Below are 24,686 nucleotides of genomic sequence, written 5' to 3' on the forward strand. Positions count from 1 at the left end.
ATTCTCGTTCCGACAGCCGAGAAGATCGTCTCGGCAATGGCTCGACTATCGCTCACTTCTGAGCATTTGTTTCCGGCGAACGGCGAACCAACGCTCACAGGGCGGAAGCTCCTCGACTACTTCGCCTATCGTGCAGAGATTCTCGGTGGTTTCGTCGAGCCGCGACTCATGGACTCTCGGCAAGCCGCGAAGGTCTTCAACGACCTGAAACGCCGTCTCCGGCCCCGTTGCCCGCTTCCGATGAACAAACAGAAGGGGGAGAAGAGAGCGCCGGCTTACCTGACAGGGATCGTCAACATGCTGGTCGAGGCGGGGGTCGGCCAGTGCTCCTGCGAGTACGATCCGCGAACTCTGACCACGGTGACCCGTGACGGTCGCCCCCTTCGTACGCTCGTGTCTCGGCTCGCAGTTCCCTTGGACCGGGTTGGGTTGATCTTACGTGAGCCTCCTTCAGGCGGCGGCTCCACGCTCTGCATCGATGGTCATCAGCTCGTCGAGCTTCTCTTTGGCGGCTTTCGCCCAGCCCTGCCAAGTGGGGATCCCGACTTCGACACCACCGGCATAGACGTCGACCGGCGTTACGGGATCACCTCCCTCGAGCGGCATCAGCGCCCAGTGCGGCCTCACTTCGTTGTACCGCCGCCGGAAGGCTGCGAGCTTCTCGCGGGCGTCAGCCGGTGAGGCGTAGAGATGCCAGTGCACCTCTTCGTCCTTCAGCGTCTGGTGGAATCGCTCGAGCAGACCCAGCTGCTGAGGCGTCCGATAGCGCGTGCGCACATGACTCAGGACGCCGTTGATGTGGCGACGGAATCGCTTCGCCAGAAACGTCGATCCGTTGTCCGTCACCAGAATCGGCGGCTTCGACAGCGGCCCGTGCAGTCTCTCCGCTTCGGCCTTGGCCTGATCGAGTGCCGTCGTCACCGCTACCGCGTCGTGGCTCGGCGACAGATGAAGCGCCAACAGGTAGCGGCTGAAGTAGTCGATCACCGTCACCGCGTACCACCAGCCGTGGCCTGGCACGTGCACGTACGTCACGTCCGCCTGCCACAGGTCGTTCGCTTGCCGCGGCAACAGCTCGAACAGGCGCGCAGCCTGGTACAGCTCCGCCGAGCGCGGCAGCGGACGACACAACAGACCCTCGGCCTTCAGCACGCGATACACGAAGCGGTTCGAGACATCGAGCTGTCGGCGACGACAAACCACCGCCAAGCGCTTGTAGCCCCACCAGGGGAAAGCCAACGCCACATCCCTCACCGCGTCGTAGAGATCACGATTCAGCGGCCTCGGCGCTGGACCAGGACGTCGACGCTCCGCGCTCGAGCGGCGAAAGAAGCTCGATAACGGCCAGCCCACCGCCGAGACCACTGCCTTCAGCCGCGCTGGCGAATGCGAGGAGACCTCGTTGCGTACCATCTCCCGCCACTCCTCGCTCAGCGGGGGTACCGCGGTAGTTTTCGGAGAATGCCGTTGGCGATCGTCAGCTCACCGATCGCCTGCGCCCGACGAGCCAGCTCTTGCTCCATCTCCGCGATGCGGCGGCTCTCCTCACCTGAGTCCTTCGAGCCTTTCGACAGCCGCTCTCGACCACCCGACACGAACTCGTCACGCCACCGGTACAGCGTCTGCTCGCTCACCCGGTACCGGCGAGACAACGCCGCGACCGGCTCCTCCTTGCGCAGCAGCGACAGCACCACCTGCACCCGCTCCTCGCCGGACAACTCGCTCCGCTTCGGCATCGCGCTCTCCTCGACTCGGGGACACGCCCCTCAAACTACCCGAGTCCAGGAAACTGCGGGCAAGACACTCGCTCGCCGAGTCGACGGCGCGTTCCCTTCGGCAACGGATCCTGTCGCTGTTTGGGAGATCAAGGAGTACTACCACACGACGACCTTCGGGAGTCGCGTGGCCGATGGCGTCTACGAGAGCCTGCTCGATGGCATGGAGCTGGAAGAGCTCCGAGAAGCCGAGGGAATTCACGTCGAACACGTGCTCATCGTCGACGCGCGGTACACCTGGTGGGACTGCGGTCGCTCGTATCTGTGCCGCATTGTCGACATGCTCCAGATGGGGCTGATCGACGAAGTCCTCTTCGGCCGCGAGGTCCTCGAGCGCTTGCCCGCCATGGTCGGAAACTGGGTCGGCCTCCGCGAAGGCCGCAACTCGCGGTAGTCAGCTCGGCGGTCGGTGGCTTCTAGCAGGGCGAAGCTGCCTGCTAGGAGGAAACTCGGCTTGTCCCTCCCCCCTTCAGCGAGTACACGCTGACCTCTTCTTCTTCGCCGGACCTCATTTCGCACCCCTGCGCTTGACCTTTCTACCGAGCCGACGGGATCAGCGGCCGGTTGCGGTCGGTGACCCGGGGCGACGGGAGCATCGCGACGCGTTGCTACCCGGACGACAAGGACGGCAAGGACGACGCGCCGGTGTGCGCCGACGTGCCCGGGGTGGGCAGCGGCGAGGACCGCCTGGCGCGCGGCAACGTGCTGGCGGTCGTTCGTGCCGTGGGCGGGGCGGAGGCGGGTCCGGCGGGTTACACGTCGACGCAGACCAGTGCGAGCTATCAGGAGGACAACCTCCCCTCGTCGGTGACCGACGGTCGCGGCCGGCGGATCGATCTGCCGGTGTCGACGGTTCGTGGGACGAGCGCGCTGCGTTTCGCGCCGGACGGCGGGGCGCGGACGGCCGCGCAGCGGGGCTCGGGTCACGAGCTTGCGGGACGCGACGGTGCGCTCGACCCGTTCGGGAGCCGCGGGGCTTCGTGGACCTCGCAGTTCGACGGCTTCGGCCGTGTCGCGCGGACGACGGGCGGCGGCACCGGCGGCTCGCTCACTGAGGTGGAGTTCGCCGCCGACGCCAAGGGTCGTTTGAAGGCGGGCCTGGCGAAGCAGATCCGGCAGGGCCAGACGGCGCATTCGTTGGAGATCGAGCGCGACGAGCGTGGCAATCCGATCCTGCGGCGGTGGTCGCAGGGCCGGGTGGCGCGCACGGGCTACGACGCCTGGGATCGTCCGGTGGAGTCGAGCGACGGCGAGCGGGATGGCGGGTCGCTGGCGCCGGTGGGGGCGGGTGGGCCGGAGTGCGGGGCGACGGGGTCGGTGGCGCAGCAGGCGTTCGATGCGGCGGGTCACGTGGTCGTCGAGCGGCGGCTGAGCGACGTCGTCGACGCGACGGGCACGCCGAGCTGCCGCTGGGTGGAGACGCGTTTCACCTACAACGCGCGTGAGCAGCGCCTGTCGGTGGCGGTCGACCAGCTGGCGAGCGGCCTGGTGCCGGGCGCGATCGACCCGTCGAGCCGCGAGGTGACGCGCTACGACTACGACGAGCATGGCCGCCTGGCGAGCGAGACGGCGGTGGGCGAGGTGGCCCCGTCGGTCGCGACGCGCCTGGGTTACGACCCGGCGGGTCGCGTGTCGTCGGTCCAAGTCGGCAGCGCGGGTGTCGTCGCGACGGGCTACGACGCGGTGGGCCGGGTGGCGCGGCAGACGGACGGCGACGTCGGCGTCTGGCGCGGTCGCTACGACGCCTGGGACCGGCTCTTCGAGGAGCGGTCGCCGACCGGGGCGGTGACGCGGCGTCGTTTCGATCAGGCGGATCAGCTGACGCGCGAGACCGTGTTCGATCGCGAGCCGACGTCGCCGGGGGCGACGGTGGTGGCGGATCGGGTGCTGGCGACGACGAGCTTCGGCGTGGCGCGTCGCTCGGTCGAGGTGCTGCGGGAGGTGTCGACGCCGGAGGGGACGCGCTACGAGGTGCGGATCACCGAGCGCGATCTCGACGAGGAGGGCCGCGAGCTGGCGGTGTGGCGCGGCGGGGCGATGGTGGCGGACCCGACGGTGGCGGTGCTCGACCGCAACGGCGCACGGCGCGAGCGCTCGGCGGTTTACGAACCGGAGAGCGGTCGTCTGCTGGCCGAGGAGATCGGCGGGACGGCGGGCGAGGGCCCGCAGCTGCGCAAGCGCTACACCTACGCGAGCGAGGCGCACACGCCGTGGCCGACCGCGGTGGCGGTCGAGGAGGCGGTACCGGGGCAGAGCAATCTGGTGCCGACGGTGGAATCGACCTTGGTGCGCGACGCGCTGGGGCGGGTGATCGAGGAGAAGCGCAGCGACGGGACGCTCACCCGCACGACCTACGACCGCACGGGCGGCGTGCTGCGCCAGGAGACGGGCGCGGGCGCGGTGACGCTCGTGGTGCGCGACGGACGCGGCCTGCCGATCGAGGAGGTGCGCCCGGCGGGCCGGGGCAGCACGAGGCGGGCGTTCGACTCGAGCGGTGCGCTGATCCTCGAGTCGACGAGCAACGCGTCGGGGACGCCGTGGGAGACACGCACGACGCTCGACGCGAGCGGCCGGCCGGTGCGGGTGGACTATGCGGACGGCAGCTTCGAGACGCTGGCCTACCACGCGGACTCCACGGTCTCGCACCGCCGCACGCGCGACGGGGTGGAGATCGACTTCACGTACGACGCGGCCAATCGCCTGACGAGCGCGGTGCCGACACTGCCGGAGGGCAGCCCGAGCGCGACGCGCATCGACGCCGGCGACCACACGGTCTACGACGCCCTCTCGCGGCCGACGCAGATCGAGCGGGGACGGAGCGGCATCCCGGGCTACGACACCGAGCTCACGCTAGCGATCGGCGGCTACGACCTCGCGTCGCGTCCGCTCGCGGAAACGGTGGGCACACGCTCACCGCTGACCTGGACGTACGACGCCTTCGATCGCCGGACGCGCACCACCATGGGCACGCTCGGCACGCTCGAGCGGAGCTACGACACGCTCGATCGCCTGCTGACGATCACCGGCCCGAATGCGAGCGGTGCGACCTGGAGCTGGGGCGGCGATCGTCTCTACGCGATGACGGCGCACGGCGCACTGGGCACGACGACGCGCTTCGGGTACGCGGGAGGCGCGGGGCCGCAGATCCCGGGCCAGCCGGGAGAAGACACGACCTGGCGTCTCGCGACGCTGACCTGGGGCGCGAGCGGCAGCAGCGCACCGACGACGCTGCCAGCGACGACGTGGGGTCAGTTTGGGTACGGCTGGAGAGGGACGGCCACGGCTCCGAGCGATGGCGCGAGGCTCGGTCGCGCGGCAATCCCAGCAGCACCCAACGCTCCGAATCTCACCGCGGGCCTGGGCTGGAGCTGGAGCTACGACGCGGCGACGCGACTGACGGGAGCAGCCTCCGGCATCGGCGACCTCACCGGCGCCTCTCTCGACAACGGCACCGCGACCTTCGACAAACACCGTTTCACCTACGGCGAAGGCGACGAGCTCGAGCGGTTGGTGCGCGAGAGCACGGGAGCCATCACGGTCGTCGAGAGCGGCCCCTACGGGCGCATCACCTCGCGCAACGGACAGGCCTTCACCTACGACGGCGCGGGACGGCGCCTCGAAGACGATCGCTTCGTCCTGCGTTGGGACTGGAGAGGTCAGCTCGTCTCGGCGACGGTGAAGCCGACGTGGCCGGACAGCGACGGCGACGGGCAAGCGGAGGTCACGCCCTACGCCGGGCACCAGGTGCGCTACGCATACGACGCGGCGGGACGGCTCGCGCACCGGCTTCACCTCGGTGCGTTGCCCGAGAACAGCAACGACGAAAATGCACGCCCCTTCATCGACCAGCGGCGATACGTCTGGGAAGGCCCGAGCCTGCTGAGTGAGTCGTCCTACGGCCTCGAGGGCACCGAGGCGAGCCTGCGCTGGCGCAAGACCTACGTCCCCGGCCCGACCGGCCTCGACGACGCCGCGCAAGTCGTCGTCGAGCAAGGCAACCAGTCGCGGATCTACACCTACCTCCGCGACGAGCTGGGCACGGTGCAGTCGCTCGTGGCAGAGAACGAGTCCACCGACCCGCTGCACCCGACGATCGCCGGCCGCTACGCCTACTCGCCCTACGGCGAAGCCCACGTCGAGAGCGCCCCGGAGCTGCTGCGAGCGCACATCGATGGCGACGTGACGAGCGCGAACGGCACGCCGCAGGCGATCAGTGATCCTCGCCTCGCAGCGCCGGGAGCCCTGCTGCTCGACTGGAGCGCAGCGCTCGACGCGAGCACGCTGGCCGCGGGCGTAGCGCTAGACACTCAGGTAGGGGGGACGTGGACCGCTCTTGCGGGCGCCGATGTCGCGATCGCACTTGACTCCTCGGCGACGAAGCTGACCATCCTCCCAATCCACGGCTGGACCGCGAGCACGAGCTACCGCGTGCGGCTCACGCCGAGCCTGCACGACACCCTCGGCCGCGCGCTGGCCGCCAACGAGACCCTCGAGCTGCGCACAGCAGCTGCGCCCGCAACAGGCGTGATGCCAGCGGTCCCCTTCGACCGCAAGACCACCCTCAGCTACGAAAGCTGGCGCGCCGCCAACGACACCCTCGGCAACCGCTTCCCGGGTGGGCAGAGCCATCTCTTCCAAGGGGCGTGGACGGATCCGGTGACTGGGATGGCCTACCACCGTGCGCGGTGGTACGAGCCGCGGACGGCGCACTGGCTCTCGGAGGATCCCGCCGGCACCGTCGACTCCGTCAACCTGCAGGCGTTTGTGGGGTGGGGGCCGCAGGGGGCAGTAGATCCGAAGGGGGAAGCGGTTCCGTTGCCGCTGGCGCCGCCCCCTCCGGCGGTTCTGCCGGCGCCAGGAGCACCTGGTGTGGGTTGGCAGCTCGTTCGCGGCCAGGGTGTCCTGGTCAAGGTGGGGAGCACTGCCGCGCGAAGCGGAGCTGCGGTGTTGGGACCGGCGATCGATGTGGGTGTCGCCGCTTTCTGGCTGACGAGGCAGGTCAACCAGTGGTCAGGGGGGGCGATCGACCGCCGGGCCCAGGAGACGATGTCCAACAACATCCTTCTACTGACGGGCAATGGCGATGCGGTAGCTCCAGGTGGCGCATCACCGAACGTGCTGATCTCGGAGGGATGGACTGCGGTTCGCCATACTGGCGGTGATGTGCTGCTTTGGCTTCCCCCGGAGAGGTCCCAGGTCCCGCCGGCTCCCACCGTCCTCGCGCCAGATCAGGTGCTGAAACTCGGGCAGGGTCCCCTCAGTCCGGAAGCAGTGTCGCGCGAGCAGGCTCCGAGTCAGGTTGATGGGCACCGTCTCCCCTATCAGGATCGACGGCCGAATACGAGACGACCAACGGTTCTGAGTGCGTGGGACAGCGCTCTGCCGGGAACTCAACGGGACAGACGCGCCTGCTCCACTTGTGGTGCTGATGTCCAGGGTAATCCATGGCTGGGCGAGACCAGAAACACCCCCGAGGGTTGGGACATTGACCACATCATCCATTGGCTGAAGACCAAACTTGAACTCGATACGAGACGTGCGGATCCGTCTGAGTATCGCGATGCCTATAATGATCCTCAGAACACGCGGCTTCGTTGCCGTTCCTGCAATCGAAGCGACAATCAACCCGAGATCAAGCACTAGGTCGAGGCGATGGACAGTGAGCTAGAGACGCACCTGGACCGGTATTGTGGCTCGCGACCGGTCGCACTCTCTCAAGAAGTCGCTTCGGGAATCTACGTCGCTAGGTTCTCAGCGGTTCCTGAACCGGACCTGGTGAGCTTCCTTTCGATTGGTCTCAGCAGGGAGCCGCTCCCGCATGGAAAAGCAGGATCAACACCAATACGGCAGGAGCTTCTCATCACGGTCGCGCGCCAATACGAGGATTACTCGTGGCCAGAGGTGATCCTCTCGGTAGCTTTCTTGATGAAGCGGAACAGACGTGCTCTGAGTCGCGGCGATGTCCTAGGACCGGCCGGCGATCTGTTGGAGGAAGCCACTGGCCTTGGCCTCACGGCGCTACTGGCATCGGCACCCTCGTTCTTTCAACAAGGCTTCGGGGAAATCGCAACCGACCCGCCAACAGTGATAGTCGAGCTGATACCGCTCACATCGCTCGAAGCTGAAGAGGCGAAGAGAGACTGGTGGGCCTTTTGCGGGAGGATCGACAACCAAGAAGTCGATATCCTGGACCTGACGCGAGGTGTGGGAACTCGCCCCCGCATTGGGTTCTGAAGGTCCCGTAGGAGTCTGCTGCGGGCATGGGATGAGCGAGCGGTGAGCCGAGAGTTCCGGTGCCCGCCACCATGCGGGAGGCGCGCAGCAAGGAACGCACGGTCAGGATGGCGTTAGGCACCGCGGCAGTGTGGCCTTGAACGAGAAGGGCGATGGCTACGATCTCGAGTCGTAAGGCAGATCTGGGTTACCGGCTCTACGGGGTGAGCGCGAAGGCTCGCAGACCGTTGCTCGATTGGATGATCGGGGCGCTGGAGGCTGCGGGCTGTCGGATGCTGCGAGTGTCGGAGGCTAGAGAGGCGCCATTTCGCCTTACGTTCGAGACGGCGATGGGAGAGCGCATGGGGGTGTTGGCGTACGCGTTCTTCGCGAATTCCGAGCCGACAAAGAACCGGCCTCCCGACGAGCACCGCTTTCAGATCAAGTACGGCAAGAAGACCGGTGGGCTGCACGAGATCTGGAGCGACCCGTACGCGCTCTATACGACCCTGTTCTTTGGCATCAACCTCGAGCAGGGCTTCTTCGTGGGCGCGGATCCGGCACGGCACAATCCGACGCGGCACTTCATTTCCCTCGAGTACAAGGAGCACCAAGTCCAGGAGATTCTCCGACGTGGCTGGCACGCTTGGCAGCGTGAGAAGCGAGAGAGCGGCCGCTACGGGTTCGATCTCCCGGTCGAGGTCCTCGTCGGCGGCCGGTCGGAGCACTTCCTGCGCTTCATTCGGTTCGAGCGTGCGGCGCAGGGGCTCGACGCTGGCCATCGTGAGCTCCTGGCCGAAGAGGTGGCACGCGACCCCTCGTTGATCGAGGCTGACGTGCCCGCTGAAGAGGTGCCACCCGATTTCCCAATCGCCGCGCGTCAGATTCCTTCCCCAACCCGGACGCCTTTCGCTGAACGCTTTCGCGAAGTCTGCTCTTCTCGCACTCCCTTTCCTGCTTTCAACACCCTGAAATCACGCCCCGCGTAGTCGTCCCCCGTGGACACCGCGCGTTGCGCCTGTCCGAACGAGCCCGTCGCGGTCGTCACGTGGTGAAAATGTACTCCGTCAGCCCCTCATTCCAGGCGTACAAGAATCAGCGGCTACTGCCGCAGCAGGTTCTCGCAGTCCGTACCTATCGGTCTGGAGTCTGGCGCCGTCGAGCTCTTCAATTACCAGAAGGCGGTCATGGCATTCAACGGCATTCAGCGTCCGAAGCGCTCTTCGTAAGCAAGGCGCCGATAGAAGGCCGCAGCGAGAACGGTCGCGGCCGCGACCGCGAGGAGGGCGAACGAGTCGTGAACGCCGGTCGGAGGGGTGCGTACCAGGAGGCCGATCGCGCTGGTGAAGAGGAGCAAGAAGTAGGCGGCCTCGATGGACCAGATGAGGACGAAGAGACGATTGGTCCACTTCATTCGGTAGCCTCGCCGAGACCGGCGAGGGAGCTTCTCGCTCGTGATCCGGCGCAGTGTACGGGCCAGAGCTCTCCAGCCCTTGAGCGACAGCGAGTCGAGATCCCGAGCGACTTCGCGGCCAGTGTGTTTCAGTAGGAGCGGCAGCTTGTCGAGGACCTTGTCGAGGATCGCGAACATCAGGACCTCCTTTCGTTGCACCGACTCTACGTCGTGTCAGGCGGCGTGGGCGCTGAAGAGGCGCTGAAGAGGCGCTGAAGAGGTGCTGAAGACGGAAGAGGTGCTGATCTGAAGAGGTGCCACCTGAGTTCCCGACCGCGGCGACTGCCCAGTGTCATCTTGATATCTCGGGCACGCGTCAGGGCTCTTCGCGCGGGAAGGTGGCGCCCTATTCGATCGTCGCCGTGAGCTCGCCGAGCTGAGAAGGTCGCGTCGCTTTCGGGCAATGCCCGTCGAAGGGCGCGAGAGGGCTCTCTTGCGCAGCCTTCGGCCCCGCAGGCAGTGGCAGTGCTTCAGATCCAGTCCTCGGAATCGAGCGAGCCTGCGCTGAGACTCAGCCGCTCCGAGCGGCAACACGGAAGGGTAGCGCCGGCGGAAACGCGCCTTCGGGGAAGATAACCTCTCTCACGCCGGCGCGGAGCAGCCGCGCGGCGTGCTGGTAGGCCTCACGAAAGGCGAAGTAGGCCTTGCGCAGCGCTCGTCGGACCTCGGGTGCCACGGCATGAACCAGCGGTGCGGGAGCCTTCTTGAGTCGGTTCGGCTCGTGGTGCGGGCTCTGGCGACAGACGGCTTCCCGACCGAGTGGGGGCTTGCCGGTCTCTTCCTCGCGCTGTTCGCCCCAGGCCTCGATCTCCGCGATCAGGTCCCGAATGCGTGCTCGATAGGCTTCGGGGTCGAGCGACCGCCAGCAGGGGAGCGGGGCCAAGGTCAGCGTTTCCTCGAAGACATAGTCCTCCCGGTCCAACAGGATGCCCTTCCTCCGCGCCTTCGACTCGAGCGTTCGGTCGTGCCAGTGGCCGACGACCGGCGTACCTTCGACCAAATGCCGCGCGCAGTGAGCTCCAGGCCAGTCGAGCGGCGAGGCGACGAGGCCCTCCTTGACGCCATGCGCCAGGAGATAGGCGAGCCGACCCACCTGGGCGGGCTCCTCGTCCGAGACCGGGATCGCCTGATAGCGCCGCCCCCAGAACTTCTCACGCCATTGGACGAGCCGGCCGGCCTCTCGGGCGAGGTTGGAGTCGAGGTAGTTCATGAAGGCGGCGAGCTGGAGCGAGTCGAGGACGGAGAGCAGCAGGTGGAAGTGGTTCGAGAGGAACGCGAAGCCGATGACCTCGACCGCGTAGAGCCGCGCGGCGCGAGCGAGAATGCCGGCGACCGTGTCGTTGAGGGGAGCCGAGGGCCGGAGCAGAAGCCGGCCCTGCAGGGTGCGGCAAGTGACCTCGACCAGCCCGCCGCCTGGGGGGATGTAGCGTAATCTCCTCGCCATGCCTCCCTAAGACGAGAAGCGGGGCGGCGATCTTGCGCGAAGTGGGGCGGCGACGCCCCCTGGTTGCGCGAGAGCCACTGGCTCGTTGCAGCGAAAAAATCGGCAGCGAAAAAATCGGGTGGCACCCACCTGATCTGGAAATCGGGTGGCACCTGATCGGGATCGGAAAATCGGGTGGCACCTGATCGGGGCCTCTCGCTCTAACTGGACCAGTTTTCGGGGAAGGGCTCAGGCTCGCCGAGGAGATCGGCGGGGCGACACAAGGGACGGCACGCAGCTCCGAAGAGGTGCCGGGCACTTTCCTGGCGAGCGAGCGGCACCTGAGCGAGGTCGTCGACGCGACGGGCGCGCCGTCCTGCCGCCAGGTGGAGACGCGCACACCTAGAACGCGCTCAAGCAGCGCCTGTCGGTGGCGGTCGACGCGAGCAGATGCAGGATCGTTCAGGCACGTTTCCTCTCCGCCTGCTCGCCCTACCGCCAGGTGATCTCCGCGTCGGGCGGAACGCCGAGCCAGTAGGTCTTGTGGTTGATCGTGGCGCGCACCAGATAGGTGCCGGGCGGATCGCCTGGCATGCCGTCACGGACCTCGTCGATCGACAGCTGGGTGATGCTCGCTTCCGCGAAGCCCTGCGAGCGGGTGAAATTCTCGTAGCCGTCGAGGGCTCTCTCGAGGGTGTCACGGTCCATGTAGATGATCTTGTCGCCGTACCACCGGCAGACCGCCGTCTGGAAGTCACTCGCCTTGCCGGCGCCGGGTGCGTAGCGCGCGGCGAGTATGAACTCGACACGCTTCTTGGCGTGCTCGCGCGGGTCGTTGCCGATTTGCAGGAGGCGGTCGCAGGCCAACGGCAGGAGCGCGACAGCAAGGATCAAGAAGTGGCGCAGCGGCTTGGCGATCGGCGGCATGTCGTCTTCCTCCTCGAGAGAGCGACGGGTGGCGGCGAAGTCCCTGCGCGGGCCCCTGGCCGCGGGGATGATGTACAGATGTTAGCACTCACAGCGAAGTAACGTCGATTGCGCAAGTCGGATTCTCGGGGCGACTCGGTGACGCACCGCCCTTCGCCCGGTCCCGTGTTGGGCCGCGAGACGGGCTCTCTCGCCCCGGGCCCGCGCGCTTCAGGCGCCGGGTGTCTGGCTGGAGCTGGGCGGTGGGGCCGCGGGGCGGCTGCCGATGGCGAGGACGAGCTCTTCGACGAGTTGGCGCAGCTCGGAGGTGTACTGCGAGAGGTCGCGGAGGCGCTCTTCGAGCTGCTCGGTCGTCGCGCGGCCCATCGAGCCGCCGCGCGAGGCGCGCACGCGGTGGCCGAGGCGGTCTTCGAGGAGCTGCAGCCGCTCGTAGACTTCCTTCATCCGTTGCGGATCCATGACGACCCTCCTCAGTTGCCTCGTCGCGGGCCGGTGCCGTAGGCGAGGACGAAGTCGGTGACCTTCTCGAGCTCGGCGGGCGTGAGCTTGTCGGCGAACGCCGGCATCGGGCCGTAGCCCTTGGCGGTGCGGGCGAGCACTGCCGGGCGGTCGCCGCGAGCGAGCATCTCGGAGCGCGTCAGGTCCGCCTTCGGATAGCGCTCGAGCTGCTGCGCCACACCACGTCCGTCGGCCGAATGGCAGCGGGCGCAGTAGACGGCGTAGATCTCCGCCGGGCTCTCGGGCTTCTTCGCCGGGCCGCAGGCGACGGCGAGGAGCAGGAGCGCGGCGCTCCCGGCGGCAGTCGAAGACGCGTGACGCTGTCGCCCGCGCCTCACCGGAGCGATTCGCCCCGCAGCTTGAAGAGGTGGGCGACGAGCAGGTCCATCTCCTCTTTCGTCAACTTCTCGTTGGCGGGCATCTTGGCGAAGACGCCGTTGCGGATCACCTGCTCGATGGCATAGCGATCGCCGGCGCCGATGTTCCAGGCGTCGTCGCGCAGGTCGGCGTAGACCTCGCCCATCGAGCGCGGCGTGTTGCCGGCGCCGTCGAGGCCGTGACAGCTCGCGCAGTGCTGGCGCCAGAGCCGCTCGCCGGGATCGCGGACCAGGAGGTCGTCGCAGGCGGCGAGCAGCAGGACCGCGGCGAAGACGGTGACGACGGGCACGGGGCGCAGGCGCATGCGGTTCTCCTCGTCAGGTGAGGGAGCGCGGCGTCTCAGGTGGGGCGACGGTGAACGAGCTGTGCGGTGGCCTGGTCGCGCGGCCGGACGACGATCTCGTCGATGTTGACGTGCGGCGGACGGCTCGCCGCCCAGAGGATGCAGTCGGCGACGTCGTCGGCGGAGAGCGGCGTGAGCCCGCGGTAGACCGCGGCGGCGCGCTCCTCGTCGCCGGCGAAGCGGACGCTCGAGAACTCCGTTTCGACGAGCCCCGGGTCGACCTCGGTGACGCGCACCGGCTTGCCGAGCAGCTCGATGCGCAGCGTGCGGGTGAAGGCGCGCAGCGCGTGCTTGGCACCGGTGTAGCCGGCGCCGTTGGCGTAGGTCTCGAAGCCGGCGATCGAGCCGACGTTGACCACGTGGCCGTCCCCCGAGGCGAGCAGACGCGGCAGCAGCGCCTGGGTGACGCGCAGCGTGCCGAGGACGTTGGCCTGGTACATCCAGAGCCACTTGTCCTCGTCGGTCTCGGCGATCGGCTCGAGCCCGAGCGCTCCACCGGCGTTGTTGACCAGGAGGTGGACCGTCTCGGGGAGCGCGGCGGCGAAGGCGGCGACGCTCTCCGGGTCGATGACATCGAGCGGCAGGGCGCGAGCGCCGCACGCTGCCGCGACCGCGGCGAGCCGGTCGCGCCGGCGTGCCCCGATCACCACGGAGAAACCGGCACCGGCGAGCGCCCGCGCCGTCGCCGCGCCGATCCCGGAGCTGGCACCGGTGACCACGGCGACGCGCGCCGCGGAGGTTGTCTGGGTTGGATTCATCGGCGGGATCGTAGCGCATCGGCACGGTGTCGGCCCGCGCGGGGAGGCGTAGGCTTCGGCCGTGACCGTCTTCGAGAAGGGCACGATCACCGTGCTCGCCTGCTCGCTGCTCTTTGCCGCGATCGCGCTGCCGCTCCTGCTCGAGCGCGTGCCGCGCAACGTCGTCTACGGCTACCGCACACGTGCCACGCTGGCGAGCGACCGGCTCTGGTACGCGGCCAACGCCTGCTTCGGCCGCTGGCTCCTCGCCGGCAGCCTGACGAGCGCGGCGGTGACCGGCTGGGTGGCCGGGAGCGGGCTCGTCGCGCCGGAGTCCTTCCTCTTCTTCTCGGTCCTCGCCCTCGGGCTGCCGGTCGTGGTCGCCGGTGTGCGCACCGGCTGGCTGGTCCGCCGACTCGAGCGTGACGAGCCCTGAGCCATCGGCAGATTTTGTCCGGGTGATATTGACGGCCGCGGTTTCATCCGGGTAATATCCGGCTCGTCTTGATCTGGAGGACACGATGAGCCGACCTGCCACCGAACCCTGCACCGCCTTCGTCGGATTCACCCGCATCGCCGCGGGTCCGCTCGCCGAGGTCGCCCGGGCGCTCAAGGAGCGCGGCGCCGCCGAGCCGGAGCTCGCTGCGCTGGTCTTTGCCGATGCCACGGGGGAACCGGTCGACCTCGACCTGCGGGGCTCGCTCGCCGAGGTCCTGGAGCGACTTCCACCGGCTCCCGGAGAGGCCCCGGCCGGTCCGGGAGAGGGTGAGACCGCGGCTCCACGGCCGCCCGGGCGCCCGCGTCTCGGCGTGGTGGCGCGGGAGGTGACCCTCCTGCCGCGTCATTGGGATTGGCTCGCCGGCCAGCCGGGCGGAGCGTCCGTCGCCTTGCGCAAGCTCGTCGAGCAGGCGCGGCGCGCCAACGAGGCGGGCGACCGTCGCCGACGGGCGATCGAGGCGACCTACCGCGTCCTCTCGGCGCTCGGCGGCAACCTGCCGGGCTTCGAAGAGGCGAGTCGCGCCCTCTTCGCCGGCGATTGCGAGCGTTTCACGCGCGAGATCGCTCCCTGGCCGGTCGACCTGCGCGACTACCTCGCGGGCCTGGCCGCCGAGGGGCTCGCGCCGCAGCCGGCCGAGACGGAATCGCGCTGACGGGTCGTCGCGCCGGCGGCGCTCAGACCGTCGCGCTGGGGCAGAGGTCGGCGAGGACGCAGTCGCCGCAGCGGGGCTTGCGGGCGTTGCAGACGCGGCGGCCGTGGAGGATCAGCAGGTGCGACCAGAGCGTCCAGTCGGCGCGCGGCACGAGCGGCATGAGGTCACGTTCGATCTTCACCGGGTCGTCCTCGCGCGTCAGCCCGAGCCTCCCCGAGAGCCGCTGGACGTGGGTGTCGACGACGATCCCCTCGCTGCGTCCGAAGGCGTTGCCGAGCACGACGTTGGCCGTCTTGCGGCCGACGCCCGGCAACGCGACGAGCGCCTCCATCGTCGACGGGATCGCGCCGCCGTGCTCGGCGACCACCGCCTGCGCCATGCCGAGCAGATTGCGCGCCTTGTTGCGGAAGAAACCGGTCGTGCGCACCAGCTCTTCGAGCTCGTCGACCGGGGCTGCGGCGAGCGCGCGCGCGTCGGGGAAGCGGGCGAAGAGCGCCGGGGTGACGAGGTTCACCCGCTCGTCGGTGCACTGCGCCGAGAGGATCGTCGCGACGAGCAGTTGATAGGCGTCGGCGGCAACGAGGGCGCAGGCGGCGTCGGGGTGCTCGCGGCGCAGCCGGGCGAGCAGCTCGAGCGTGCGCGCGTCACGCGCCGGACCGGCCTCGCGGCCGCGCACGCTTCCGGTGCGCCGCGCCGGGGCGCTCCGCCCGCTGCGTCCGCTCGCCGGACGGCGACTCGAACCGTTCAGCTCTTCTTCTCCTGGCCGATCCCCTTGACCAGCAGGTTGAAGATCGAGAGCACCAGGCCGCCGAGGATGGCGGCGAGGAAGCCGTCGACGGTGAGCGAGTCGAGGAAGAAGTCGGCGAGCTTGAGCACGATGCCGTTGATCACCAGGTAGAAGAGACCGAGCGTGACGAACAGCAGCGGGATCGAGAAGAAGGTGAGCAGCGGCTTGACCAGCAGGTTGAGGAGCCCGAGGACGATGCCGCCGCCGACCAGCGTGAGGATGCCGTCGACGCTCGTCAGTTGGAGGCTCCAGTCGACGCCCGGCACGAGGTAGGCGACGACCAGCAGTCCGATGCCGTTGAGCACGATGCGCGCCAAGAGCTTCATGGGGTCTCCTCTGCGGCCTGCAGCACGGCGGCTGCGGCCAGCTCGCGTGCCGCGTTGACGACGCGGCGCTCGTTGTCGAAGGTGAGCCGCGAGAGCGCCTCGTCCCAGGGGAACCAGCTCGCGCCGGAGACCTCCTTGGGGTCGAAGTTGCGCTCGTCGCCCGAGACGAAGCTCATCAGGTAGTAGTCGACGTGCTTGTCGACCAGCCGTCGTCCGCGCTCGGCGAAGCGATAGTCGACACCGGGCAGGGGCGCGACGATCCGGGCGGTGATCCCGGTCTCCTCGCAGACCTCTCGCAAGGCGGCCTGCTCGGCCGTTTCGCCCGCCTCGAGGTGCCCCTTGGGGAGCTGCCAGCGGGCGCCCTCCTGGGTCGAGATGAGCAGCACCTCCTCGCCGCGGACGACCAGTCCGCCGGCCGAGTGGTCGCGCCGGGGGCGACGTCCGCGCGAGCGCGGCTTTACGGGTAGAGCCGCTGGTCGGTCCATTCGTCGTCCTGGCGCAAGAAAAGATGGCGGTCGTGGAGGCGGTCGGGGCGGCCGTGCCAGAGCTCGATCCGGTCGGGGACGAGCAGGTACCCACCCCAGAAGGGCGGCCGCGGGACCGGTCCGCCGACGTGGCGGGCCTCGACCTTGGCGACCCGCCAGAGGAGCGCGGCGCGCGACGGCATCGGCTCGCTCTGGCGCGAAGCCCAGGCGCCGAGCTGGCTGCCGCGGCCGCGGCTGCGGTAGTAGGCGTCGGACTCCTCGGCCGGGAGGATCTCGATCCGGCCTTCGACGCGCACCTGCTCCTCGATCCACGGCCAGTGGAAGCAGAGGGCGGCCTGGGGGTTCTCGGCGAGCTGGCGCGCCTTGCGGCTGGCGTAGTTGGTGAAGAAGGAGAAGCCGCGCTCGTCGACCTTCTTGAGCAGGACCATCCGCGCCGTGGGCCGGCCGTCCGCTCCGGAGGTGGCGAGCGTGCAGGCGGTGACGTCGAACGGCGCGTCCTCGCCCGCTCGCGCGTACACCTGGCGGAACTCGGCGATCGGATCGAGGCGGCTCAATTCGCCGCTCCCTCGGGCTCCGGCGCGGTCCAGGCCGGCAGGCTCGTGGGATCGACGCCGACCGAGCGCAGTGCCCGCTCCCAGACGGTGTCCGGCTCCGCAGCGAAGAGCAGCGTGCGGTCGGCCGGCGCCGTCAGCCAGTCGTTGCGCAGGATCTCCGAGACGAGCTGACCGGCACCCCAGCCGGCGTAGCCGAGGAAGAGGCGGAACTGGTGCGGCGGGCGGGCCGAGAGCGTCTCGAGGTCGCCCTGGTGCTGCGAGAGCCGCACCCCAGGGAGGATCTCCTGGTCGGCGGCCAGCGGTCCGGGATCGTTGAATTCGGGATCGGCGTTCGGGTCGCCGGGGGCCCGCAGGTCGTCCGCGGCCCCTTCGGGCGCCGCGGCGAAGAGCACCGTGCCGGCCTCGGGCTGGACCGGCCCGCCGAGGAACGCCTCGGCCTCCGGGTCGCCGCGCCATTCGAGCTCCATCCCCTGGAGGATCTCGGTGAGCTGGAGCCCGGTGGGGCGGTTCACCACGAAGCCGAAGCTTCCTTCCTCGGTGTGGCCGAGCAGCAGGACGACGCTTCGGTGAAAAAACGGGTCCTGAACCTGGGGCATTGCCAGGAGGAAGACCGGAGGAGACAGCTCGACAGGCGGCATCGCCGGCCGATCTTAGCGGTTCAGCCCGGCCGGAGCGAGGATCGCGACACGCCCAGCCCTCTCCGGCGCCTCGCTCGAGTCGACGAAAGGTGCGCGCCTCCACCCCGCGTCCTCCCGCCGCTCGGTCCGCTTCCCACCCTCGTCGTCCCGACCAACGGGAGGGACCTGGGCGGGGGACCTCCGCCGAGTGCGAGCCGCTGCCGCACCGCCCGCCCACCCGGGCCACTCGCTCTCGCTCGGGGTGACGAAGGGGCTGTCGGTGCTGCGGAGGAGTTCGTCGTGTGGATGCTGCGCGGCGCGCGTGAATGCGCTAAGGTTCGCGTGCGACCGCGTCCGCGGTCGAATCCGGCGACGAGCCGCCTCGGTGAAAGCCCGATCCTCTGGACCCCCCTGGAACCCCTGTGGAGAGACCCATGAAGAACAGCTTCGGTAGCCTCAAGCTCCTCTCGGTCGGCGGGCGCGAGCTCCGCTACGCTTCCCTCCCCGAGCTCGAGCGCGGCGGCCGCTCGCTCTCCCGTCTGCCGTACGCCCTCCGCATCCTGCTGGAGAACCTGCTGCGGCGCGAAGACGGGGTCCACGTCACCGCGTCCGACATCGAGGGGCTGATGGCCTGGGAGGCCAAGGCCGAGCCCTCGCGCGAGATCGCCTTCATGCCGGCGCGCGTGCTGCTCCAGGACTTCACCGGCGTGCCGGCGGTCGTCGACCTCGCCGCGATGCGTGACGCGATGCGCGCGATGGGTGGCAAACCGGGACGGATCAACCCCCTGCAGCCGGCCGAGCTGGTCATCGACCATTCGGTCCAGGTTGACGAGTACGGGACCGAGGCCGCCTTTCTGCTCAACGGGCAGAAGGAGTTCGAACGCAACCAGGAGCGTTACGCCTTCCTGCGCTGGGGGCAGTCGGCGTTCCGCAACTTCCGCGTCGTGCCGCCGTCGACCGGCATCGTCCACCAGGTCAACCTCGAGTACCTCGCCCGCCTGGTGATGGCCGAGACCGGGCCGGACGGCGCCCTCTGGGCCTATCCGGACACCCTGGTCGGCACCGACTCGCACACCACGATGATCAACGGCCTCGGCGTCCTCGGCTGGGGCGTCGGCGGCATCGAGGCCGAGGCGGCGATGCTCGGCCAGCCGATCTCGATGCTCATCCCACAGGTCATCGGCTTCCGCCTCAAGGGCAAGCTGCGCGAAGGCGCGACCGCGACCGATCTCGTCCTGATGGTCACCCAGATCCTGCGCAAGCGCGGCGTGGTCGGCAAGTTCGTCGAGTTCTTCGGCCCCGGGCTTGCCGAGCTGCGGCTCGCCGACCGCGCGACGATCGCCAACATGGCACCCGAGTACGGGGCGACCTGCGGCATCTTCCCGGTCGACCAGGTGGCGATCGACTACCTCGCCTTCAGCGGCCGGCCGGCCGAACAGATCGCTCTCGCCGAGGCCTATACCAAGGCGCAGGGGCTCTTCCAGACCGCCGACTCACCGGAGGCCGAGTACACCGACGTACTCGAGCTCGACCTCGGCGACGTGGTGCCGGCGCTCGCCGGTCCGCGCCGCCCGCAGGACCGCGTGGCGCTGCCGGACGTGAAGTCGGGCTTCGCCGTCGAGCTCGAGAAGCTGCTCGCCGCACCGCGCAAGGGCGCGACCGCGCCGGCTTCGCCCGACTCGAAGGCCGATGCCACCTACCTCGGCGAGAGCTTCTCGCTCGGCCACGGCGCGGTGGTGATCGCGGCGATCACCAGCTGCACCAACACCTCGAATCCGTCGGTGATGATCGCCGCCGGCCTCGTCGCCAAGAAGGCGGTCGAGAAGGGGCTCACCGCCAAGCCGTGGGTGAAGACCAGCCTGGCGCCGGGCTCGAAGGTGGTCACCGACTACCTCGCCGAGGCCGGGCTCACCCCCTACCTCGACGCCCTGCGCTTCAATCTCGTGGGCTACGGCTGCACCACCTGCATCGGCAACAGTGGCCCGGTGCCGGCGCCGATCTCGAAGGCGATCGAGGAGGGACAGCTCGTCGCCGTGTCGGTGCTCTCCGGCAACCGCAACTTCGAAGGTCGCGTCAACGCCGAGGTGCGGGCCAACTACCTCGCCTCGCCGCCGCTCGTCGTCGCCTACGCGCTCGCCGGGCGGATCGACGTCGACCTGACCAGGGACCCGATCGGCACCGGCAAGGACGGCAAGCCCGTCTATCTCGCCGACATCTGGCCGACCCAGGCCGAGATCGAGGCGGCGATGACCGCAGCCGTGCTCCCCGAGATGTTCAAGCGGCAGTACGCCGACGTCTTCGCCGGCGACCCGGCGTGGCGCGAGCTGCCGGTGCCCACCGGCGACACCTACGCCTGGGATCCGGCCTCGACCTACGTGCGCCGCGCGCCGTTCTTCGACAACCTGCCGGCCGAGCCGGCGCCGCTTCGGGAGATCACCGGGGCGCGCGTGCTGGCCGTGTTCGGCGACTCGATCACCACCGACCACATTTCGCCGGCCGGTTCGATCAAGAAGGACAGCCCGGCCGGCAAGTACCTGATGGAGCACGGCGTCGATCCCAAGGACTTCAACTCCTACGGCTCGCGGCGCGGCAACCACGAGGTGATGGTGCGCGGCACCTTCGCCAACATCCGCCTGCGCAACCGCCTGGTGCCGGAGATCGAGGGCGGCTTCACCATGCACCTGCCCGACCGCACGCCGATGACGATCTACGACGCGGCGATGCAGTACGGCGAGGAGGGGGTGCCGCTGGTCATTCTGGCCGGCAAGGAGTACGGCTCCGGCTCGTCGCGCGACTGGGCGGGCAAGGGGCCGCGCCTGCTCGGCGTACGCGCGGTGGTGGCCGAGAGCTTCGAGCGGATTCACCGGAGCAACCTGATCGGCATGGGGATCATGCCGCTCGAGTTCCTGCCCGGGGAGTCGGTGCAGAGCCACGGACTGACCGGCGAAGAGATCATTTCGATCGAAGGGCTGGTCGAGGGGGTGGCGAACGAGTTCCGCGGTGGCCGCGAGGTGACGGTGGTGGCGCGTCGCGAGGACGGCTCGACGCTCCGCTTCCGCGCCCGGGTCCGCCTCGACACGCCGCAGGAGATCGTCTACTACCGCCACGGAGGCATCCTGCAGTACGTCTTGCGACAGCTCGTGCAGCAGGGCTGAGACGAAAAAAAAGCCCCGTGTCGTGGAGGGGACGACACGGGGGGAGGAGAGGGAGTCTGTTGGTGGGGAGGGCAGAGCCCTCAGACGAGCCCAACTCCCCGATCGGCCCGTCTATCGAGAGAACGTTGCAAGAGGCGCGCCAGATTCCCCGGCGAGTGGATTTCCCTCGCCGGGGAGGGGGTGAGCGCACGGGAGAGTCCGCGATGAGGATCTTCGTCACCGGCGCCACCGGCTACATCGGGCGGGCGCTCTGCCGGCGCCTGGCGACGGACGGGCACGCTGTCCAGGCACTCGTCCGCTCTCCCGACAAGGCGGCGCCGCTGCGCGACGCCGGCGTCGCCACCTTCGTCGGCGACGTCACCGAGCGCGTCTCCCTGCGCGAAGGGATGGCGGGAGCGGATTGGGTGATCCATGCCGCGGCGCAGCTCGATCTCGGCGTCCCGAGTGCCGAGATGGCGCGGGTCAACGTCGAGGGGAGCGAGAACGTCGCCTCGCTCGCCTACAAGCTCGGGGTCGGTGCCCTGCTGTCGATCTCCTCGGTGGCGGCCTGGGGCGGCAGCCCGGACGACGGCAGCCCCGCCGACGAGAGCTCGCCGGTACGGCGCCCGTTCCCGACGCCCTACAGTGCGACCAAGTACGACGGTCAGCGGGCGATCGAGGAGTGGGGCAAGCGGGGGCTGCGGTTGCGCACGGTCTACCCCGGTCTCGTCTACGGCCCTCCGGGCAAGAAGGAAGGCGCCAACAGTTTCCTGCGGCAGCTTCTCCTCGGGCGTTTCCCGGCGCTGGTCGGTGCGGACCGCCGGTCGAGCTGGGTCTTCCTCGACGACGTCGTCGAGGCGATCCTGCGCGTGATGTCCGTCGGCCAGGACGGGCGCGGTTACCTGCTTGCCGGCGAGGTGGTGACGGTGCGCGACCTGGCGCGTCGGGTGGCGGAGCTCTCGGGAACCCCGGCACCGCGCCGCGAGATGCCGGTCGGCCTGGCGCACGCGCTGCTCTCGCTCGGCACCCCGTGGTACCGGCTGCGCGGACGACGCCCGCCGATCCCACCCGCTCAACTCGCGTCGCTGCGACGCCACTGGGCCTTCGACGACCGCCGCGCCCGAACCGAGCTCGAATGGCACCCGCGCCCCCTCGCCGTGGGGTTGCCGCCGACCCTCGAGTACATCCGGCAGCAGGAACGGGACCACGGCGGTCGTGTCGTGCGCGGCTGACCCGAAGCCAGATTGACACCTGGCCAGGCTGCGAGCGAGATGCCTCCCGGGGTGGGGTCGCGAACGGCGGCCCCCGCCGACGAGTCGCCCGGGCGGACGACCTCGTCGTCCGCCGACACCCCCTGGTAGTCTCCCGTCCGCAGAGGAGCGCCATGTTCACCGTTTTCAAGGACTACAACTTCTCGGCGGCGCACGCCATCCGCGGGCATGCGCGGGGCTGCCAGAACCTGCATGGGCACAACTACCGCGTGCGAGTGCACGTCGGCGCCCGCGAGCTCGACGAGCTCGGCATGGTGATCGACTTCGCCGACCTCAAGGCGATCATCGACGACGTGGTCGGGCGCTTCGACCATGCGGTGATCAACGAGCTGCCGCCCTTCACCGAGCGCAACACCACCGCCGAGCTGCTCGCCCAGTACGTCTTCGACGAGGTCGCGGCGCGCCTTCCCGCCGGCCGCCTGGCGCGCCGCGTCGAGATCTGGGAGACGCCGACCTCCTGCGCGATCTACGAGCCCTGAGCCCCCGTCGCCACCCGGCCGGGGGGTGATCCGCTCCACTTCGCCGCGCCGCGCCGCGGGGTTACCCTCGGGGCGTGCCTCCCTTCGTGCGGTCGCTGCGGGCCGGTCGGGCTCCGGCTCTCCTGGTCGTCCTGGCCGTGACGCTCGCGGCCCGCGCCGCCGCCCAGACGGCGGTTTCGCTCTCGGCCGTCGAGGGCTACGGCAACCTCCACGCGGCCGGCGTCGTCGCGACGGTCGCGGGCGACGCCGAAGGGAACGCCGCCGCGGCGCTCGAATGGCGGCGGAGCGGCGAGCCGACCTTCCGGCCCGGGCATCCGCTGCTGCGCACCGGCGCGACGCGCTTCGTCGGCAGCCTTTTCTTTCTCGAGCCGGCGACGAGCTACGAGGTGCGAGTCACCCTGAGCGACCCGAACGGGGTCACCGGTGCGCCGTCGCTCGTCGCCTCCTTCGCCACCCGCTCCGCAACGCTCGTCGAACCGTCGCTGCGCACGCTCTACGTCGCCCCGGGCGGGAGCAACGGCAACCCCGGCACCGATCCCCTCTTCCCCTTGGCGACCATCCAGCGCGCCGCCGACCTCGCGCAGCCGGGCGATCTCGTGATGATCGCGCCCGGGGTCTACCGCGAGAGCGTCACGGTGCCGACGTCGGGCACGGCCGCGGCGCCGATCGTCTTCCGGGCCGAGGGGCCGGGGGCGATTCTCGACGGCGCCGACGCGGCGATCGCCGCCGGGGTGAGCTGGACGAACGACGGCGGCGGTGTCTATTCGCGGGTGACCGGCTTCGCCACCGGCCACGTCGTCTGCGAGCTCGGTCGCCTCTTCCGCTACGGGTCGCTCGCCGAGCTCGCGACGCTCGGCGCCGGCGCGCCGGGAGGCTTCTATTTCGACGGCAGCCGTCTCTCGGTGCACTTTGCCGACGGTTCGGCGCCGGCGGCGCACACGCTGCACGTCGCGCGACTGGAGAACGGCTTCTACCTCGACGGACGGACGCAGGTGCGGATCGAAGGGCTGGAGATCCGCCACTACGGCTCGGGCGACTACGGCAAGGGCGTCTACCTGCGCTACGCGACCGACTGCGCCGTCCTGCGTTGCAGCATCCGCGACGTCGAGGCGGCGGGCATCTGGGTCAAGGGGGGAGAGCGGCATCGCCTCGAGGGCAACGAGCTCGCCGACAGCTCGGTCTTCGACTGGCCCTGGGACTGGACGAAGGGGTCGAGCGCCGAAGCCACCGGCATCTACTTCACCGACGCGGTCGGTCGCGGGCACGTGGTGCGAGGCAACCGGCTGCGCGGTCTCTTCAACGGCATCGCCCCCTGCGGCTCGGCGCTCGCCGCGGGTGTGGCGACGCTCGAGGTCGACGTCTACGGCAACGACCTCGCCGAGCAAGCCGACGACGCCTTCGAGCCCGAAGGCGAGTGCCCGAACGTGCGCTTCTGGGACAACCGGATCCGCGACGTCCACATGGCCTTCGCCGTCGCGCCGGCGGGCACCGGACCGCTTTGGATCGTCGGCAACGTCGCCCACGACTTCGGCAACACGCGCACCAGCCAGCTCGACGGGTACACGGCGAGCTGGCTCAAGGTCAACAGCGGCTACTCGACGCCGGTCGGGCCGCTGCTCGTCTATCAGAACACCTTCTTCTCCGAAGCTCCGGGAACGAGCGCCACGGCGCTGCTCAATCCGGGCAACAGCACCTTCGTGCGCTCGCGCAACAACGTGATGGCGGGCACCGACTACGCCCTCTACAAGGTCAACCCGATCGCCCTCGACTGGGACCGCGACGATCTCGTCACCACGCACGCGAGCCACTTCGTCTGGTGGCTGGGAACGAGCTACGCCACGCTCGCCGCCCTGGCCGCCGGAACCGGTCAGGAGACGCACGGCATCTCCGCTCCGCCGCGCCTCGTGGCGCCGGCCGCCGGCGTCTACCGCCCGCAGGCGACGAGCCCGTTGCGCGACGCCGGCGTGGCGATCGCCGGCATCAACGACGGCTTCGAAGGCGCCGCCCCCGACCTCGGCGCCGTCGAGTGGCGCTCGGCGATCTTCGTCGACGGGTTCGAAGTTGGCAGCGCCGGCGCCTGGCACCGCCCCGAGCCGGTGGTCGACGCTCCGCCCGCCGATTGACCGCCCGCGCCG

At 69.4% G+C, this 24,686-nt stretch carries 24 protein-coding genes; 10 read left to right on the forward strand and 14 right to left on the reverse strand.

Going from position 1 to position 24,686, the window contains the following annotated elements:
* Positions 1 to 450: 450 nt before the first annotated feature.
* Both IPJ17_05820 and IPJ17_05825 read right to left on the reverse strand, forming a co-directional pair.
* Entirely contained in the window at positions 451 to 1,413 is a 963-nt protein-coding gene (locus IPJ17_05820; protein ID QQR75097.1) for a transposase family protein, read from the reverse strand.
* A 17-nt stretch (positions 1,414 to 1,430) separates the two neighbouring features.
* Entirely contained in the window at positions 1,431 to 1,736 is a 306-nt protein-coding gene (locus IPJ17_05825) for a helix-turn-helix domain-containing protein (GenBank protein ID QQR75098.1), read from the reverse strand.
* Positions 1,737 to 1,902: 166 nt separating this feature from the next.
* Here IPJ17_05825 and IPJ17_05830 point away from each other — a divergent pair, with 166 nt between their 5' ends.
* The 4 genes from IPJ17_05830 (at position 1,903) to IPJ17_05845 (ending at position 8,977) form a co-directional block, all read left to right on the forward strand.
* Positions 1,903 to 2,169 (forward strand): hypothetical protein, encoded by a 267-nt coding sequence (locus tag IPJ17_05830; protein QQR75099.1) that lies wholly within the window; start codon positions 1,903 to 1,905, stop codon positions 2,167 to 2,169.
* A gap of 170 nt (positions 2,170 to 2,339) precedes the next feature.
* A complete protein-coding gene (locus tag IPJ17_05835) occupies positions 2,340 to 7,418 on the forward strand; it encodes a hypothetical protein (protein QQR75100.1) in 5,079 nt (1,692 codons plus the stop codon).
* Positions 7,419 to 7,427: 9 nt separating this feature from the next.
* The gene (locus tag IPJ17_05840; protein ID QQR75101.1) at positions 7,428 to 8,009 is read left to right on the forward strand and encodes a suppressor of fused domain protein; all 582 of its coding nucleotides are present in this window, start codon (positions 7,428 to 7,430) and stop codon (positions 8,007 to 8,009) included.
* A gap of 152 nt (positions 8,010 to 8,161) precedes the next feature.
* Positions 8,162 to 8,977 (forward strand): hypothetical protein, encoded by an 816-nt coding sequence (locus IPJ17_05845; GenBank protein ID QQR75102.1) that lies wholly within the window; start codon positions 8,162 to 8,164, stop codon positions 8,975 to 8,977.
* 215 nt (positions 8,978 to 9,192) lie between these two features.
* Here the strand turns inward: IPJ17_05845 and IPJ17_05850 are convergent, their stop codons facing one another.
* From IPJ17_05850 to IPJ17_05880, 7 genes are all read right to left on the reverse strand, one after another.
* Positions 9,193 to 9,579, reverse strand: a complete 387-nt coding sequence (locus IPJ17_05850; protein QQR75103.1) for a hypothetical protein — start codon at positions 9,577 to 9,579, stop codon at positions 9,193 to 9,195.
* A 373-nt stretch (positions 9,580 to 9,952) separates the two neighbouring features.
* Positions 9,953 to 10,885: a transposase gene (locus IPJ17_05855; GenBank protein ID QQR75104.1), complete on the reverse strand. Its 933-nt coding sequence runs from the start codon at positions 10,883 to 10,885 to the stop codon at positions 9,953 to 9,955.
* Positions 10,886 to 11,356: 471 nt separating this feature from the next.
* Positions 11,357 to 11,791, reverse strand: coding sequence for a hypothetical protein (locus IPJ17_05860; protein QQR75105.1), 435 nt, complete (start codon positions 11,789 to 11,791; stop codon positions 11,357 to 11,359).
* 210 nt (positions 11,792 to 12,001) lie between these two features.
* Complete coding sequence (locus tag IPJ17_05865; GenBank protein QQR75106.1) at positions 12,002 to 12,235, reverse strand: hypothetical protein; 234 nt, start codon at positions 12,233 to 12,235, stop codon at positions 12,002 to 12,004.
* A gap of 26 nt (positions 12,236 to 12,261) precedes the next feature.
* Positions 12,262 to 12,627 (reverse strand): c-type cytochrome, encoded by a 366-nt coding sequence (locus IPJ17_05870; protein ID QQR75107.1) that lies wholly within the window; start codon positions 12,625 to 12,627, stop codon positions 12,262 to 12,264.
* On the reverse strand, positions 12,624 to 12,971 hold the full coding sequence (locus IPJ17_05875; GenBank protein QQR75108.1) for a cytochrome c: 348 nt from the start codon (positions 12,969 to 12,971) through the stop codon (positions 12,624 to 12,626). The genes IPJ17_05870 and IPJ17_05875 overlap by 4 nt, the downstream gene beginning before the upstream one ends.
* A 35-nt stretch (positions 12,972 to 13,006) precedes the next feature.
* Complete coding sequence (locus IPJ17_05880; protein QQR75109.1) at positions 13,007 to 13,768, reverse strand: SDR family NAD(P)-dependent oxidoreductase; 762 nt, start codon at positions 13,766 to 13,768, stop codon at positions 13,007 to 13,009.
* A 61-nt stretch (positions 13,769 to 13,829) separates the two neighbouring features.
* Here IPJ17_05880 and IPJ17_05885 point away from each other — a divergent pair, with 61 nt between their 5' ends.
* Both IPJ17_05885 and IPJ17_05890 read left to right on the forward strand, forming a co-directional pair.
* Positions 13,830 to 14,183, forward strand: coding sequence for an SdpI family protein (locus tag IPJ17_05885; GenBank protein ID QQR75110.1), 354 nt, complete (start codon positions 13,830 to 13,832; stop codon positions 14,181 to 14,183).
* A gap of 85 nt (positions 14,184 to 14,268) precedes the next feature.
* Positions 14,269 to 14,898 carry a DUF2239 family protein gene (locus tag IPJ17_05890; protein QQR75111.1) on the forward strand — a complete coding sequence of 210 codons (630 nt, stop codon included), beginning with the start codon at positions 14,269 to 14,271 and terminating at the stop codon, positions 14,896 to 14,898.
* Between the two features lie 22 nt (positions 14,899 to 14,920).
* On the opposite strand, the gene nth is transcribed toward IPJ17_05890, so the two are convergent.
* The 5 genes from nth to IPJ17_05915 form a co-directional block, all read right to left on the reverse strand.
* A complete protein-coding gene (gene nth, locus IPJ17_05895; GenBank protein ID QQR75112.1) occupies positions 14,921 to 15,574 on the reverse strand; it encodes an endonuclease III in 654 nt (217 codons plus the stop codon).
* A 68-nt stretch (positions 15,575 to 15,642) separates the two neighbouring features.
* Positions 15,643 to 16,011 carry a phage holin family protein gene (locus IPJ17_05900; GenBank protein QQR75113.1) on the reverse strand — a complete coding sequence of 123 codons (369 nt, stop codon included), beginning with the start codon at positions 16,009 to 16,011 and terminating at the stop codon, positions 15,643 to 15,645.
* Complete coding sequence (locus IPJ17_05905) at positions 16,008 to 16,496, reverse strand: NUDIX hydrolase (GenBank protein QQR75114.1); 489 nt, start codon at positions 16,494 to 16,496, stop codon at positions 16,008 to 16,010. Before IPJ17_05905 ends, IPJ17_05900 begins: the two co-directional genes overlap by 4 nt.
* Positions 16,469 to 17,050 carry a pyridoxamine 5'-phosphate oxidase gene (gene pdxH / locus IPJ17_05910; GenBank protein QQR75115.1) on the reverse strand — a complete coding sequence of 194 codons (582 nt, stop codon included), beginning with the start codon at positions 17,048 to 17,050 and terminating at the stop codon, positions 16,469 to 16,471. Before pdxH ends, IPJ17_05905 begins: the two co-directional genes overlap by 28 nt.
* A complete protein-coding gene (locus IPJ17_05915; protein ID QQR75116.1) occupies positions 17,047 to 17,688 on the reverse strand; it encodes a YqgE/AlgH family protein in 642 nt (213 codons plus the stop codon). The genes pdxH and IPJ17_05915 overlap by 4 nt, the downstream gene beginning before the upstream one ends.
* Positions 17,689 to 18,101: 413 nt before the next feature.
* On the opposite strand from IPJ17_05915, the gene acnA reads away from it, so the two are divergent.
* From acnA to IPJ17_05935, 4 genes are all read left to right on the forward strand, one after another.
* Positions 18,102 to 20,822 carry an aconitate hydratase AcnA gene (gene acnA / locus IPJ17_05920; GenBank protein QQR75117.1) on the forward strand — a complete coding sequence of 907 codons (2,721 nt, stop codon included), beginning with the start codon at positions 18,102 to 18,104 and terminating at the stop codon, positions 20,820 to 20,822.
* A gap of 203 nt (positions 20,823 to 21,025) precedes the next feature.
* Entirely contained in the window at positions 21,026 to 22,033 is a 1,008-nt protein-coding gene (locus IPJ17_05925) for an NAD-dependent epimerase/dehydratase family protein (protein ID QQR75118.1), read from the forward strand.
* Positions 22,034 to 22,185: 152 nt separating this feature from the next.
* Positions 22,186 to 22,551: a 6-carboxytetrahydropterin synthase QueD gene (gene queD, locus IPJ17_05930; GenBank protein QQR75119.1), complete on the forward strand. Its 366-nt coding sequence runs from the start codon at positions 22,186 to 22,188 to the stop codon at positions 22,549 to 22,551.
* A gap of 74 nt (positions 22,552 to 22,625) precedes the next feature.
* Positions 22,626 to 24,674, forward strand: coding sequence for a right-handed parallel beta-helix repeat-containing protein (locus tag IPJ17_05935; protein ID QQR75120.1), 2,049 nt, complete (start codon positions 22,626 to 22,628; stop codon positions 24,672 to 24,674).
* Positions 24,675 to 24,686 lie beyond the last annotated feature (12 nt).

The organism is Holophagales bacterium, assembly GCA_016699405.1.
Taxonomy (GTDB): Bacteria; Acidobacteriota; Thermoanaerobaculia; order Multivoradales; family JAGPDF01; genus JAAYLR01.